Consider the following 16658-nt stretch of genomic DNA (forward strand, 5'->3'; position numbering starts at 1 on the left):
TTTGTCAAAACCTAGTATCCATACCAGTACTCACAGACTCCTGCCCTTTCTAGACTCGCTCCAAGGCCCCGTTTCGCTTTCGTGGCATCGACTACTAAAGGAAATGAGAGGTGCACTGTGAAAGGACTTCACCGGGCTACATGGTCTGCCACGATTGTTCTGGGCCTGTTGCTGGTCTGGCATGCCAATGCCGTAAATGCCGGTCGCGCCCCAAGCCTGCCGCCAACAGTACAAACGAGCAATGCACGAGCCGCCGAACAGCATGCCGGTACCTTCGAGGAGCCGCGCTTGATTGGCGAACCGGCCTTCAATGGCGCGGTCTTCTACCACGCCACAGGGCAACCGGTCGCGTTTTACATTGCCCGGTTCGACAGCACGCCCGATCAAGCCGACCCTGCATTTCCGGATACCCCGCAGACTACCGAAGCCTGGACTTATGCAGGTCAATACTCCGGCATCGGCCCGGATCTCAAAACGTTCGACGAGCCAACACGGGTCGGCGCGCTGCATCTGGCGCAGATCGAGGGCCAAAAGGCATTGCTTCGCTCGAAGATCGATGCGTTGCCCAGCCTACAGACACCCTACCCGGCTATCCCTGAAAGCAATGAATTCTGGGATTTCATCGGCTTCTTCGAACGTAGTGGCACACTCGACGAGATGAAGACCGACCGGGATCTGGTATGGCCCGGCACATTTATGCGATACGAGCCGAACGAAACCGCATATGTGGCCCTGCGAACCGGTAATCCGGTAGCTGACGGCTGGCCTGCACCCGATACCGAAGAAGGTGTCGGTTACTGGAAGTTTGCGGGAACCGATTCGGCGATTGGTACCATCTTCCCCAAGCCATGGAGCGATTTCAGTAATCACCCGGGTTCCTATTACCAACAGCAAGTCGATGCGCTGCACAGTCACTACTACACTTCCCGATTCACCGGCTACCCCGCATTACTGGGCGCGGCTTTTCCTGAAGGGGCACAGTCGAATGATTTCTGGACTTACCAGGGCCGTCATGCGGGCTCGACCGTTGATCCTAAACCGTTTGGCGAGGCCCCAGTCTCCAATGTGAGATACCGCGCACGTATCGAAGGGAAATGGGTAGAAATGTTACCCAGGTTCATCGGTACACCCTCGGTTGAAACGCCGTATCCACAAGAGCTGAAAAGCAATGAATTCTGGAGGATCGGACAGATTTCTGAGCACGCAGGCTCATTGCAGTCTCCCAAAAACGATCAGGATATCTTCACTAACCGAGGCGATATTCATGCCTTGGTCCAGAATGCCGTACAAACCATGTTTCGCTCGCTGAACTCGGGATACATGCCAGAGGACGGCTGGCAATACAGCAATACAGACAAGTGGCAGCCCTTGGGTGTTTCCATCCACGCAGGGACCGTTGCAGACCCCAAAAGTCAGGAAGAACTGACCTGGCCTGGCGCGGTACATGTCGCCACTATTGAAGGAAAGCCGGTGTATTTCCGGGCAATGGTCGAGGGTATTCCCGCCGAGCATGAGTGGCCGCTGCCAACGAGCGCCGCCAGTTCCGAACATTGGGCGCTTATTGCGCTTGTGCCGCCTCGGGGTACTTTTGAACAGCCCAGGCAGTTCGGCGATTACAGTCAGGCAGGCTCAGTGTATGTGGACAATGCCGTTGCCGGTCAGCGAGCCTGGTACATCTCCCGCTTTGAAGGATATCCCGCCGATGACATCGATAGCTTTTCCGTAGTCGGTAAGGCAGACCCGAACTGGTTTTTCGCGGGACATCATTCAGGCCTTATGACCGACCTGAAACCGTTTGATGACATCACCCGTGCCGGTGCTTTTCATGAAGCAGAAGTCAAGGGTAAGCGCGTCATGGTGCGCTCACTCATCGATGGTTGGCCAACGCCTGCCACGCCCTATCCAGATAGCCTGAACAGCAATGAGCATTGGGAAGTCATTGGTGTGTTCAAACATGCAGGTACTGCGAGCGACCTCAAGGGCAATGACGAGATGACCTGGCCTGGCGCCCTGCATATGGATGAGGCGCAACAGATTGTGTATGCGGCCAAACAGCAAGGCGAGCCGGGCCCTGAGGGCTGGGTGTATCCCGTTGGCGAAGTCGATGATGAACAATGGGCATTTGTTACATCATTGGCGGGTACTGGCACCGTCGAAGCACCGCGTGGGCGCAACGGCCTGAGTACGCCCGGAACTTTCTTTGCCGACCAGCGCGGCTTGATGCACAAGAAGCTTTATCGTTCGAAGTTTGCAGGTTTTGCCAATGACGTGGGCGCGCTCTATCCGCCAGGTAATTCGTCCAACGAGTTTTATGAATACGCTGGGGAGCATGCGGGTACCTTTGCCGATCCCAAGACCTTTAACGAGCCAACGTGGCTGGATGCGATTCATCTGACAATCCTCGACGGTCAAAAAACCTTCTTCAAATCCGGAATGGAAGGCACGCCCACTTCCGCAACGCCGTACCCTGAAACACCCGTCAGCAACCAATGGTGGAAATTGGCGTTTACCACTGATCAGGCCGGGACCTTTGCCGACCCTAAAACGATGAGCGGGCAAACATGGCCTGGGGCGATTCATCAAGACAGCATCTCAAATGAACACCGTCTGTATGCCGCTCAGCAATTGGGCGATCCCACAGTCGACCAATGGCCGGCGCCGGGTGATGGCGATAGCGCGTACTGGAAATCGCTGGGGGTCGTGCGCCACAAAGGCACATTTGCCGATCCCAAGGACTTTACCGAAGTGACGACGCAAGGACTTATCCACACCACAATCGTCGATGGCGAAGTGGTCTACTTCCGCGCGCTTGCAGAAGGCGTCCCGCAGGAAAACCAGTGGGAATATCCAGCAGCCGGAACCGATAACGAATACTGGCAATACCTGGGTAGAAATCTTCCTCAAGGTACTTGGGCCGATCCCAAGGACAATACAGGCTTTACTTGGCCGGAACGGATTCACGCTGTTCGTGTAGGCAGCAAACATCTTTATATACAAGCGAAAGTTGATGGCTTGCTGGCTGAGCATGAGTGGTCATTTCCGGAAGCCGGAGAAAATCCGTACTGGGTGGTGGTAGGAGAATCCCGGCATAGCGGTACTCTGGATGACCCCAAAGCCCAGAATGAAGTCACGTGGGAAGGTGCAATTCATATGCGCCAGGACCCGGATCGCAAAATGTATTACCAATCCAAGGTTGCCGGCAATCTCGCCAGCGGTAGCTATCCGTTGCCAGCGGCGGAGACGGGTAACAAAGAGTGGGACTATGTGGGAAGTAACGTTAATAGCGGCACCCTGGATGATCCTCATACGGGTTCAGTGTTGACGTGGCCCGGTAATGTTCACAAATCAGCCGTGGGTGCCGCAGAGATTTATTATCTGGCTCGATTTTCTGGAAACTCCGACGCTACTCATCCATTCCCTACGCAAGCAGGTACCGATAATGATGACTGGACTTATGTAGGAAAAAATTCAAAACCCGGCACCGTGCTTGCCCCCAAGGACACCTATGAGATCACCTGGCCAGGCGCTGTTCATCGGTTTGAAGTAGACGGCAAACCTTATTATGTAAGATCGAAAATAAGCGGCGTGCCACCGTTGGCGGGATGGGTGTTTCCAACCCCGCCCAATAACGATGAGAACTGGGCTCAGGCTGACATGGGTACGTATGCAGGCACGTGGGAGGAACCCAAGCCTGTAAGCGATGCAACGTGGCCAGGCGCGATTCACGTCACTAAGTTGTATGTGCAGATCGGAGAGTTCAAGGCGTTACGCAGATGGTTCTATAGATCCCAATTCTGGGGGTATACATCCGATCATGAAGGAGGCTATTCGAACCCCGAGTTTTTCCAGGATATTGGTTTTTCGTATTATGCGGGAACTCTGGAAAGTCCCAAGTACTTCGATCAGCCGACATGGGCAGGCGCCATTCATATAGACCGGAGTACACAATACCTGTTTGAAGCAAAAAAAGGCGGTGAAATGGGTATCGACGTGGGCGAACAGCCCAGCCAGCAAGTCGATAATGAGTCTTGGCATTTCCTAGGAGTCAATAGGCATGCAGGAACTCTGAAAGTACCGAAAGACTGGGACGAATACACTTGGCCTGGCCGGATACATCGCTATGAGCACGGCGGCAAAACACTGTACTTTACTGCCCGCGTCACCGGTACACCGTCGGCACATAATTGGCACTACCCAACGGATGAAAGCACTAATGATCAATGGGCATTCTATGGTGCGACAGAGCATGCCGGCACGGTGGCCGATCCGCACGAATGGAACGAAGTCACTTGGCACGGTGCAATACATAGAGTTGTGCGATCAGGAAAAACCGTTTATTTCACCGCCAAACGGGCCGGCAATAGCCAGGAAGAAAACAGGCCATATCCATCCGCTGAAGTCTCTGACGAAAACTGGACTTATCGCGCTACAGCCATTCATGACGGTACAGCCAAAGACCCAAAGGATGCGAACGAGCCAGTGTCGCCCGGCGCGATAGTACGGGTGCAACGCCCTGACGCCGCTTATTACTACACCGCGAAGATCGATGGTATTCCCCAGGGCCGCTGGGTACTACCTGAAGGAAAAAACAATAGCGAGAACTGGGACTACTACGGTGTCTCGATCCACGCTGGAACCACAGCCGACCCCAAACGATGGGATGAGGTAAGTTGGCGCGGTGCGGTTCATGTACATGAACCGCACGGAATGCGCTTGCTATTCAGTGTGGACTCCGACATAGCCGGTATACCAGCACACGACAATTGGGCCCCGATTCATGATCAGCCTTTAGATCAGCCTGAGGAGCTCGATACTTCTTCTGACACATCTGGAATGCCATCGACGCTCGCTAAAATACCAGGCTGGAAGTTCATCAGTGTCACACACACAAACGGTACCTTCGACGACCCGAAATCATTGAATGAGTGGACCAAACCAGGCCTTATTCATAGTGCCTCTGTAGCGAATCAAACCATGCTCTTTGCATCCAGATTCGACGGGCAAATGAATTATCCTCAAGGGCAACCGCCAAAAGAAGCACCCGATAAAGATGTCAGTAATCAATGGTGGACATTCGTCCGCAAGGGCCAGGGTACGCTGACTGCACCCAATGTATGGCAGGATTACTCCCACGTCGGCGATATTAACCTTCATTATTATGGTGGGCAACGACTGCTGTTCAAGGCCAAAAGAGAGGGACGTCCATCAGACGGTGGCTGGTATTACCCGAATACCGGTTCCGACAATAGTTACTGGGAGTACCTGCAAAAATCCGAAGGCACTTTTGAAGATCCGAAAGGCTGGAATGAGTGGACCCGCACGGGCGATATTCACCTTTATGAGTACGCCAACTCTACATTTTTCTTCAAAGCAAAGTTCGATGGCTATCCGAGTAAAAATAGCTGGCTTTACCCTACCACGGCCAAGGACAACAATTATTGGACCTACATGGGGCAGCATGCCGGAATCTGGCAGGACCCCAAACGCTGGTCTGAACCGACTTGGCTGGGGGCAATAAATACATACCCTGAGAAAAATCTGTTGTTTCGCTCGAACGTTACCGGAATACCCTCTGAACGTAATTGGTATTACCCGACATCAGCACAGGATAATACCTATTGGAAGACGCTGAATGTTCATAATCAGACCGCTCCTGGTATCAACGACTTGACCAAGCCGTACGATCAGTATGCGTGGGTAACGGCACACAATGCGTATCTGGATGAATTGCGGCCTCAATTGCAACGGGGGATAAGAGGTTTCATGCTGGATTTACGTATGGACGACGGTGGTACAGGCGGCACAGTGCGTATGTGCCATAAGGCAGACCCCAATGCGCGCTGTAACAGTTCAGACCCTACATTCCGTAGTGCCTTGGCCGACATATTCATTCCTTATTTAAAGCAGAATCCGCTTGCTGTAATATCACTTCAGCTGGAGTCCTACATCACGCAGGACGCCATGAAGAAAGTTATCAACAGCATTCCAGAGCTGGAAAACTATATTTATGTGCATGGAGATACAACGCACTGGCCCACCCTGGAAAATATAATAAACAGCAATAAACGCATTCTTATTTTCTCCGACCGCCAACTGCCGGGCAACTACCTTATCAATAATAAAACCGTCACTATTTATTCGTCTTCCGCGAACCAGGTCGAGAATACTTATAACCTTGGCACCACAGCAATCAGCCACGATTGGGCATGCGAGTCCCGTTACGAGCACCCGCTTTCGCTGTCCAAGACATCCACCGGGCTGAACCGTCTTTTCGTGCTCAATCAGTTTCACTCATGGGGTAGTTCCCCGGCACACGCGGGGGATATGGACAACAATCTCACCTGGCTACAGAGGCGAGTGGAACGCTACTGTGATGAACCCACAGGCGGGAAAACTCCCAATTTTCTGGCCATTGATTTCAATCAGACCGGAGACGCCTTGCCCTACGCGGCCGCCTTGTCACAAGGCGGGTTGTATTTCTACGAACGCAACAGCGCCAATCGCGACGGAGATACCGTCTGTGTGCTGCCTGGCAATCAGGGCAGCGGTGATAACGGCGTGCAATACGATCTTAAGCTCGCCGCCAAGGGCTGTGAGAACGATGAAATCCGCTCGATGGAACTGGAAGGCATTCGTGCAGGAACACGCATCGAACTGTATGACAACCCTGATGGCGATCGGCAAGATGACTTCACCTTGATTGATGTCAAACAATCGATTCCCATGGGAACACGGGTAAAAATCGACTCACTCGAAGGCTCCAGCGAAACGATTTACTATCGCAAGATAGCCTCACGCAACAATGGCCTGGACGGCAAGGTTTCACGCATCGTCGTTCGCAATACGCCTGCGGATAACGATATATCCGATGCCTTGATTGTGTTTTATGAAGGCAACAACGCCAGCCAGAACATCGTGTGCAGCGTGCCATTCAATACCCATCGCCAGTTCAAGATGGGAAGCGGCAACAATAGCTTCGGCTGTGACAATGATGAGATTCGCTCAGCGAGGATTATCAAGGCCGGCAGGGGCTCGACGTTTACAGTAACCGGCCATCCAGAAGGAAGCTTCAACCAGGGAAAAACCACAGTAACCGTAAAACGCAATATCCTCAGCCCCATCATTCTAGGTAGTTTCAACAGCAGCTTCGAGAACGCCGATATAAAAATGGAAGTTAGCAATGGCGGTAATCTGGACGGCAAGATCTCTTACGCCTATTTCGGACCGGCCGCTGAACCAGAGCCAGAGCCAGAACCTGAGCCTGAACCACCACCCGTACCAGGCGCGCCCGCAGCTCCCGCTAATGTGCGCTTTGAGAATCAATGGTGGGATCCCTTGACAATCCAATGGGATGCCAGCGCAGGCGCTGTCAAATACAAGGTCTACTACTACTTCAGAGAAATCGGAGAAACCACAGGCACTTCTTTCAGTTATCCGAGTACTAAAGGCCGCTACCATGTTGTGGCTTTCGATAGCCAGGGACGGAAATCCGGATTTTCTGCCTATCTATGGATATTTTAAAAGGGTGAAAGCCAATTACCCCCTTCTGTTCGTTTTTTGATCAGATGCCTGTACCCCTTGTAAACCAAGGGGTACAGCTGATGGCGAACATCTTATCCACAGAAACACCAACAGATTTTGGGGAAGAATGTGGATCATGCCTTTGCGCCCTGTGGAAAAAGCAGCAAACCCATGACTGACAAGGCTTAGGCCCTGTGGACAACAGATAGCGCATGCTTTTGTACGTTTTTTGATCAAAAACTTGAAGGCCTTTAAAAACAAGGGCTACAGCTGAAAGCTAACAACTTATACACAGGCACACCAACAGAGATTGTGGGCAGTTGTGGGTGGGTGCGTTGAACAGTGGATGCTTTATCCACACAAGAACGGTTGCAAAAACCCTGGCGTAAATTGATCACTAATTGACCAGAAGCCTGAAGGCCACGTAGTTCAAGGGCTACAGACACAAGCGAACACCTTATCCACAGGCAGGCGCACAGGGAATGTGTGTAAAGCGCATGGGAGCGGTGGATAAAATACTGTCGCGCCGCAAACCCGGACGTGTAGCGTGCTTGCCGGGTTTTTTACGGCAGAAAGGTAACTCAGCGAATCACCCCTTCTTCAATCAGCAGCTTCAGAATCGCCTCGGCGCCTTCTTGCGCGCTCACGTCCTTGAGCACCTTGCCTCCTCCGCCGCTGGCCTTGGCGGTAGCGGCTTTCATGCGATCGGCGCCGCTTTTGGCCTTGATCACCTTCAAACGCTTGGGGCGTGGCTTGGCCGGTTGCAGGCTGTCGCCTGTGAGTAACTCGTCACTGAGCACTTCAACCTCTTCCACACCCAGCACACCGCGCCGGGCCGGGCCGTAGGCGCTTTGCCGAGGTACAGGGCCGGAGTTATCCACCGTCGCCAGGAACGGCAGGCGCACCTTGAGCCGGCGGCGCTGGCCGCGTGGCAAGGCTTGCAGCACCAGGGCGGTGCCGTTTTCCAGCGACTCGACTTCGGCCAGACCAATCACCAGCGGCCAGCCCAGACGCTCGGCGAGCAGAAACGGCAGCATGCCCGAGCCTTCGCCGGTTTCGGCCTGGCTGCCGGTCAGGACCATTTGCACATTGCAGTCGCGGATGTACTCGGTCAGGGCCGGCAAGGCATCGCTGCCTTGCGGTTGTTCGAGGATGTGCATTTCGTCCAGGCCCATGCCCAGGTAGGCGCGTAATGCCGGTTCTTCAGGGTTGCCGGCGTGCAGCATCTGCAAGTTATCCCCAACCAGGCGCAGGCCCAGCTCGACGGCGCGAGCGTCCTGTTCGGCGCGGCGGGCGCGACCGGAGGTCGGGTGCGAGCCGACCGAGACCAGGCTGATGACCTGCAAGGCGGGTTTGTTCGTGGTCGCGGGCTTAGGCTGCATCGCGTTTATCTCCATTGCGCCAGGCATCTACGGCGGCGATCAGCGCAGCGAACACTTCGCTGCTGTCGCCGATCACCGACAGGTCGGCGCGTTTGATCATGTCGCAGCCAGGGTCCATGTTGACCGCCACCACCTTGTCGCAGGCGCCAATGCCTTGCAGGTGCTGGATGGCCCCGGAAATTCCCACGGCCATGTACACCCGGGCCGTGACCCAGGTGCCGGTCGCGCCGACCTGGCGGTCGCGGGCCATGAAGCCGTTGTCCACCGCCACCCGCGAGGCGCCTTCGGTGGCGCCCAGTGCGGCGGCGGTGCGATGGAACAGATCCCAGTCCTTGACGCCGTTGCCGCCGGAGAAGATGAACTCCGATTCGGCCATGGGAATCGCGGCCGGGTCGACGGCCACGGCGCCCAGGTCTTCGATGCGCGGCAAGCTGCGCGCCACGGTTGTGGATAACTCCACGGCCAAGGCTTCATGACGGGTCTCGCTGACCGGCTCTGCGCATTCGGCGGCAGCCAGGATCAGCCGCGCCAATGGCCGCACCAGGTCTTCGCGGCCGGCACCGGCGCGGGCGATGCACTGGCCGTCCTTGATCTGCCAGACCCGCGTGGCCGGACGCTCGCCCAGGCTGGCGGCAAAGCGTCGGCCCAGCTCGCCGCCACCGGTGCGGCTGTCGGGCAGCAGCCAGTGGCGCGGGTCGAACTGGTTATCCACAGCCCGCAGGCCTTGCACACGCTGCTCGGGTGAATAACCTTCGAATGTGTCATCGGTCAGCACCAGCAGGCGGTCAACGCCAGCGGTGTCGAATGCGCTTTCCTTATGCTCGCCAAACACCACGGCCAGCACTGCGCCGTCGCTGCCGGCCAGTTGCCGCGCCAGCCCCAGCAGGTCGCGGTCGTGGCTGCTCAGGCGGCCGCCGACCATGTCCGGCACCACGCTGATAATGAAGGCCGGCTGCGCAACGCTGTGCAGCGGCAGTTGCACTTCCACAGCGGCGCTGCGCTTGACCGCGCCGCCCTGCTGGGCGCCGCTGCGGTCGATGCGTTTGAGTCCGTTGGGGCCGATAAAACCGATGCCATGGACCTTTTTGCGCAGGACCCCGTTGGGCCCCATCCAGCGTTCCTGCACCGGTTGCATGGCGGCATGCAGCGGGTGCAGACGGTTACGGGCGATCCATTCGGCGCGTGGGTCGCGGCGGATAATGTCGCTCATCAGTGCACCTCCGCAGGTTCACGTTTGGCCTGCACCGGCTGGCGGGCCGGCGCGGCGTCGTCTTCGATCAAGACATCGGCCACCAGCTCGGCCAGGTCCTTGATCAGCGGGCGCGGTTCGACCACGCCTTCGAGCATGGCCGTGCATTGCGGGCAACCGACGGCCACCAGCTCGGCGGCGGTTTCGCGGATGTCTTCCATGCGCATGTCGGGAATCCGCTGCTTGCCAGGGATGTCGGTGATCGGCGCACCGCCGCCACCGCCGCAGCAGCGCGAGCGGAAACCGGAACGCTGCATTTCCTTGACCTCGATGCCCAGCGCACGCAGCACTTCGCGCGGCGCCTCGTATTCACCGTTGTAGCGGCCCAGATAGCACGGGTCGTGATAGGTCACGCTGCCGCCTTTGTGCTGGCCGAGATTCAGCGCGCCGGCCTGGATCAGTTCGGCGATAAAGGTGCTGTGGTGCTGCACCTGATACTCGCCGCCAAACGCACCGTATTCGTTCTTGAGCACATGGAAGCTGTGCGGGTCGCAGGTCACGATGCGCGCAAAGCGATAACGCGCCAGGGTCTGGATATTGCGCTTGGCCAGGGTCTGGAAAGTGGCTTCATCGCCCAGACGCCGGGCCACATCGCCGCTGTCGCGTTCTTCAAGGCCGAGCACGGCAAAGTCGACGCCCGCCGCCTTGAGCACTTTGACGAAGGCGCGCAGGGTGCGCTGGTTGCGCATGTCGAAGGCACCGTCGCCGACCCAGAACAGCACATCGGCGCTTTTCTTCTCGCTGAACAGGTTCAGGTTCAGGTCCGCCGCCCAGTTCAAGCGGCCACCGGGGTTGAAGCCGCCGGGGTTATCGGTGGCGATCAGGTTATCCAGCACCTCGGCGCCCTTGTTCGGCGTGGCGCCACGTTCCAGGGTCAGGTGACGACGCATGTCGACGATGGCATCGACGTGCTCGATCATCATCGGGCACTCCTCGACGCAGGCGCGGCAGGTGGTGCAGGACCACAGGGTCTCGGCGTCCACCAGGCCGTTGACGATGGGCTGGTGCGGATGACCGCCGTGTTCGCCGATGGCCTTTCCGGGGTACGGGCTGCCGGCAAATTTGGCGTCAGTGCCGCCGGCCAGGCCGACGACCATGTCCTGAATCAGCTTCTTGGGGTTCAACGGCTGGCCGGCGGCAAACGCCGGGCACGCGGCTTCGCATTTACCGCACTGCACGCAGGCGTCGAAGCCCAGCAACTGGTTCCAGGTGAAGTCCTTGGGTTTTTCCACACCCAATGGCGCTTGCGGGTCGTCCAGGTCCAGCGGCTTGAGGCCGGTCGAGCGACCGCCACCGAAGCGCTCGGCGCGGCGGTGCCAGGCCAGGTGCAAGGCACCGGCGAAGGCGTGCTTCATCGGCCCGCCCCAAGTCATGCCGAAGAACAGCTCGCTCACGCCCCACAGCACGCCCAGCGCCAGGATTGCCGCCAGCACCCAGCCGCCAAAGTCGGCAGGCAGGATGCCGGCCACCGGCAGGGTCAGCACGAAGAAGCTTGCCGAGAACGCCAGCAGGCTTTTCGGCAGGCGCATCCACGGGCCTTTGGACAACCGCGACGGCGGGTTCAGGCGCCTGCGGAAAACGAAGATCGCCCCGACGAACATCACTGCCGTCATCAACAGCAGTGCATAGCCGAGAATCTGGTTATGCAGGCCGAAACCGTGCACCAGAATCGCCAGCACGATCGACGCCACTGCACCACCGGCGGTGGCTACGTGGGTGTTGGCGATGTATTTGTCGCGGGCGACCACATGGTGCAAGTCCACCATGTAACGCTTGGGCATGGCCAGCAGGCCGCCAAGCAAATCGACTTTCGAAGCGCGGCCGTTACGCCACAGCCTGACCCGCCGCAAGGCCCCCAGGACACCAAGGCCCAGGGCGGCAAACAGCAGAATCGGAAGAATAGTGTTGAGCATTGAATTGCCCTCGTACCCGTAGGAGCGCGCTTGCCCGCGACCGGCTGCGTTAGCAGTCGTAAATTTTCAGCATTTCCGAGAATTTGCGAGCGCTTACGCACTCGGTCGCGGGCAAGCGCGCTCCTACGGGAAGGTGGTGGCCGTCAGAAATCTTTACAGAGCCTGAGCCCGTCGTAGATCGCCGCGTGGACGTTGCGTTGTGCCACGCAGTCGCCGATCCGGTACAGCAGGTAACCATCGCCCGGCTGGCTGAGGATCGGTTGCGGCGCGATGGCGAACAGGGCATCGATGTCGATCTGGCCCTTGTTGCGCGAGCCTTCCTTGAGCGCGTAGTAGATCGCCTCGTCGGGACGCACGCCGTTCTCCACAACCACCTGGTCGACCACCCGCTCCTCTTTGGCGCCGGTGTATTCGTTCTCCAGCACGGCAATCAGCTTGTCGCCTTCGCGGTAGACCTTTTCCAGCATCATGTCCCCGGTCATGATCACCTCTTTGGGGTACATGCTGCGGTAGTAGGTCGGAAAGGTCGTGCCGCCCATCGCCACGCCCGGCTTGATGTCGTCGGTGACGATCTCGACCTGGCAGCCCTTGTCGGCCAGGAAGTCCGCCGCCGACATACCGGTGAATTCACAGATGGTGTCATAGACCAGCACGCTCTTGCCCGGCGCGACCTTGCCGTCGAGGATGTCCCAGCTGCTGACCACCAGCCCTTCTTCCGAACCCCAGTGTTCGTTCTGCTCCAGGAACGGATGACCGCCCACCGCCAGCACCACGATGTCCGGGCGCAGGTCGAGAATGGTTGCCGCGTCTGCGGCGGTGCCCAGGCGCAAATCGACTTTCAGGCGCGCCAGCTCCAGTTGATACCAACGGGTAATACCGGCGATCTGGTCGCGCTGCGGTGCCTTGGAGGCCGTGGTGATCTGCCCGCCGATGGCGTCCTTCTTCTCGAACAGGGTCACGTCGTGGCCGCGCTCGGCCGACACCCGCGCCGCTTCCATACCGGCGGGACCTGCACCAACCACCACCACCTTGCGTTTCGGCCCGGTGGATTTTTCGATGATGTGCGGCACGCCCATGTATTCACGCGAGGTCGCAGCGTTCTGGATGCACAGCACGTCCAGGCCCTGGTACTGGCGGTCGATGCAGTAGTTGGCACCGACGCACTGCTTGATCTGGTCGATCTGGCCCATCTTGATCTTGGCGATCAGGTGCGGGTCGGCAATGTGCGCGCGGGTCATGCCGACCATGTCGACATAGCCGCCTTCGAGAATCCGCGTGGCCTGGTTCGGGTCCTTGATGTTCTGCGCGTGCAGCACCGGGATCTTGACCACTTCCTTGATGCCGGCCGCCAGGTGCAGGAACGGCTCCGGTGGATAACTCATGTTGGGAATGACGTTGGCCAGCGTGTTGTGCGTGTCGCAACCCGAGCCGATCACGCCGAAGAAGTCCAGCAGGCCGGTGTCGTCGTAGTACTTGGCGATCTGCTTCATGTCGTCGTGCGACAGGCCATCGGGGTGGAATTCGTCACCACAGATGCGCATGCCCACGCAGAAGTCGCGGCCGACTTCAGCGCGCACGGCCTTGAGCACTTCCATGCCGAACTTCATCCGCCCCTCGAAGCTGCCGCCCCATTCGTCGGTACGCTTGTTGACCCGCGGGCTCCAGAACTGGTCGATCATGTGCTGGTGCACCGCCGACAGCTCGATGCCGTCCAGGCCACCTTCCATCGCCCGGCGCGCAGCCTGGGCGTAGTTGCCGATGATGCGCCAGATTTCTTCGGGCTCGATGGTCTTGCAGGTCGCGCGGTGCACCGGCTCACGGATGCCCGACGGCGACATCAGGGTCGGCCAGTGATCGCCGTCCCAGCGTGAGCGACGGCCCATGTGGGTAATCTGGATCATGATCTTGGCGCCGTGCTTGTGCATGGCGTCAGCGAGGTTCTGGAAATGCGGGATGATCCGGTCGGTGGCCAGGTTGACCGACTTCCACCAGCTTTGCGGGCTGTCGATGGCGACCACCGAGGAGCCGCCACAGATGGCCAGGCCGATGCCGCCCTTGGCCTTCTCTTCGTAGTATTTGACGTAGCGTTCGGTGGTCATGCCGCCGTCGGTGGCATACACCTCGGCGTGGGCGGTACTGAGCACACGGTTACGAATGGTCAGCTTGCCGATCTGGATCGGCTGGAACATCGCTTCAAAAGCCATTTCCAAAACTCCTCAAGGCGAAAGCAGGCTGTATACGCTCGGTCTTGTATGCGAGGCCGGACCGGCCGGCCTCGCGTTGCCAGAGCTTTACTCGCCGTGCTTTCCAACGGCGCGGTTAAAGTGGTTTGACGACAAACAGACCGTCGTCATGGCCCTCTTCGGAGCCTCCATAAACCTGTTCGGCTACGGTACGGATCGAGCTGCCACGGGCGGCCAGGATCTGGTCCATGGCGCCGGCGAACCAGCCGGTGAACATGTAGTCGACCTTGCGACCGACCTTGCCGTACACGTACACGAACGCCGAGTGCTCAAGCTTGACGCTGGCAGTGCCTTTATCGAGGTCGATGTCCTGGATCTTGAACAGGCCCCAGCCGCGTTGCGACAGGCGCTTCATGTAGTGCTCGAACACCGCGACGCCTTCCAGGCCGTGGCATTCGGCTTCTTTCTCGCACCAGTGCCAGGCGGATTTGTAGCCGGCCTTGTAGAGGATTTCGGCATAGGCGTCGGCGCCCAGGACTTCTTCGATCCCGATGTGGTTGTTGACGAAGAAATGGCGCGGTACATACAGCATCGGCAGGGCATCGGATGTCCAGATACCGGTCTCGCTGTCGACTTCGATGGGCAGTTGCGGGGCGATCTTGACCATGGAAACTTGACTCCAGAAAAATTCTTGTGGTGAGGCAAACCGTTGGCTGCCTTGAAATAGAAGGTGTCAGCGCCGTACGGGCGCTTTATTCGCCCCAGACATCGCCCAGTACGCGAACCCAGTTCTCGCCCATGATCTTGCGCACCACGCTCTCGGAGTGGCCGCGCTTGAGCAGGGTCTCGGTCAGGTTGGGGAATTCGCCCACGGTGCGGATGCCCAGCGGGTTGATGATCTTGCCGAAGCTGGTCAGGCGACGGGCGTAGCCCTTGTCGTGGGTCAGGTATTCGAAGAAGTCCTGGCCGTGGCCCTGGGTGAAGTCGGTGCCGATGCCGATGGCGTCTTCGCCGACGATGTTCATGGTGTACTCGATGGCCTCGGCGTAATCGTCGATGGTCGAGTCGATGCCCTTGGCCAGGAAGGGCGCGAACATGGTGACGCCGACAAAACCGCCGTGATCGGCGATGAACTTCAGTTCTTCATCGGACTTGTTGCGCGGGTGCTCTTTAAGCCCGGACGGCAGGCAGTGGGAATAGCAGACCGGCTTTTTCGATTCGAGGATGACTTCCTCGCTGGTTTTCGAGCCCACGTGGGACAGGTCGCACATGACCCCGACGCGGTTCATTTCGGCCACGATCTCGCGACCGAAGCCCGACAGGCCGCCGTCGCGCTCGTAGCAGCCGGTGCCGACCAGGTTCTGGGTGTTGTAGCACATCTGCACAATGCCCACGCCGAGCTTCTTGAAGATCTCGACATAACCGATCTGGTCTTCATAGGCGTGCGCGTTCTGGAAGCCGAACAGGATGCCGGTCTTGCCAATTTCCTTGGCCTTGCGGATGTCGGCGGTGGTCTGCACCGGCATCACCAGGTCGCTGTTTTCGCGCATCAGCTTCATGCTGGTGCTGATGCTGTTGACCGTGGCCTGGAAGCCTTCCCACACCGACACGGTGCAGTTGGCCATGGTCAGGCCGCCCTTGCGCATGTCTTCAAACAGCTCGCGGTTCCACTTGGCGATGATCAGGCCGTCAATAACGATGCTGTCGGCGTGAAGTTCGGCTGGGCTCATCAGGCGGTCCCCTTTCTCTAGGTGCTTGCGCGCCAAATCGGCTGTCGGCGCTATTGGGGCCAGCATATGCCGCAGGCGCAGGTGAGCCGGATGCAAAAACGACAGGGGAATTGCCGAAAGCGTCAATCCGCGACAAAGGGTACTGCCCAGCCACCTGGCTGCATGGCAAACCTGTTCTTTGTCATGCGCTTGAGCCAGAATTCAGCGCATCAATGGATCGGAGCGTGATAGATGAAAACCTTTTTCCTGGGACTGGCACTGACAAGTGCCATGGCAAGCAACGCCTGGGCTGCACAGGATCCTGAAACATCCCCCTGCGATGGCGTCGACAGCGACAACCAGACCCTGGAATGCTCCATCTATAGCCGCGAGACCGCCGAGGCGCTGCTCAAGGAAAACTTCCAGAACCTGCTCAACCGGGTGCAGTCGCAGTTTGTGGCCAACAAGACCCAGTTCAACGACTTCACCAACAAGCTCAAGGACGCCCAGAAAGCCTGGGAAAAACTGCGCGACACCGACTGCGCCGTCGAAGTCTTCCCGTCGGCGGCCGGCAGCAAAGCGTTCAAAATCAGCGAAAACGACTGTATTGCGCGGATGAGCGACGAACGCTCGGAGTATCTGGAGTCGATCGCACAGGAATAATGCCGGCCCGAATGCGCTACCCTGTGGTCTTTCAACGA

The 16658-nt window shown here is 58.0% G+C and carries 8 protein-coding genes; 2 read left to right on the top strand and 6 right to left on the bottom strand.

Features of this window, described 5'->3' with window-relative positions:
• Positions 1-117 precede the first annotated feature (117 nt).
• Positions 118-7521, top strand: coding sequence for a PI-PLC domain-containing protein (locus ACYAS9_RS11220; RefSeq protein WP_463568364.1), 7404 nt, complete (start codon positions 118-120; stop codon positions 7519-7521).
• Between the two features lie 581 nt (positions 7522-8102).
• On the opposite strand, the gene etfB is transcribed toward ACYAS9_RS11220, so the two are convergent.
• The 6 genes from etfB to ACYAS9_RS11250 all read right to left on the bottom strand — a co-directional run bounded on the left by etfB (position 8103) and on the right by ACYAS9_RS11250 (position 15978).
• Complete coding sequence (gene etfB, locus ACYAS9_RS11225; protein ID WP_463568365.1) at positions 8103-8903, bottom strand: electron transfer flavoprotein subunit beta; 801 nt, start codon at positions 8901-8903, stop codon at positions 8103-8105.
• The gene (gene etfA, locus ACYAS9_RS11230) at positions 8893-10113 is read right to left on the bottom strand and encodes an electron transfer flavoprotein subunit alpha (RefSeq protein WP_463568366.1); all 1221 of its coding nucleotides are present in this window, start codon (positions 10111-10113) and stop codon (positions 8893-8895) included. The genes etfB and etfA overlap by 11 nt, the downstream gene beginning before the upstream one ends.
• Positions 10113-12065, bottom strand: coding sequence for a dimethylglycine demethylation protein DgcB (gene dgcB / locus ACYAS9_RS11235; RefSeq protein ID WP_463568367.1), 1953 nt, complete (start codon positions 12063-12065; stop codon positions 10113-10115). The genes etfA and dgcB overlap by 1 nt, the downstream gene beginning before the upstream one ends.
• Before the next feature lie 143 nt (positions 12066-12208).
• The gene (gene dgcA / locus ACYAS9_RS11240) at positions 12209-14269 is read right to left on the bottom strand and encodes a dimethylglycine demethylation protein DgcA (RefSeq protein ID WP_463568368.1); all 2061 of its coding nucleotides are present in this window, start codon (positions 14267-14269) and stop codon (positions 12209-12211) included.
• Positions 14270-14384: 115 nt separating this feature from the next.
• Entirely contained in the window at positions 14385-14915 is a 531-nt protein-coding gene (locus ACYAS9_RS11245) for a DUF5943 domain-containing protein (protein WP_463568369.1), read from the bottom strand.
• A gap of 85 nt (positions 14916-15000) precedes the next feature.
• A complete protein-coding gene (locus ACYAS9_RS11250; RefSeq protein WP_463568370.1) occupies positions 15001-15978 on the bottom strand; it encodes a dipeptidase in 978 nt (325 codons plus the stop codon).
• 231 nt (positions 15979-16209) lie between these two features.
• Between ACYAS9_RS11250 and ACYAS9_RS11255 the strand changes: the two genes are divergently transcribed.
• The gene (locus tag ACYAS9_RS11255) at positions 16210-16620 is read left to right on the top strand and encodes a lysozyme inhibitor LprI family protein (RefSeq protein ID WP_463568371.1); all 411 of its coding nucleotides are present in this window, start codon (positions 16210-16212) and stop codon (positions 16618-16620) included.
• The last annotated feature ends 38 nt before the right edge of the window (positions 16621-16658 follow it).

The organism is Pseudomonas sp. HP_08 (assembly GCF_055284095.1).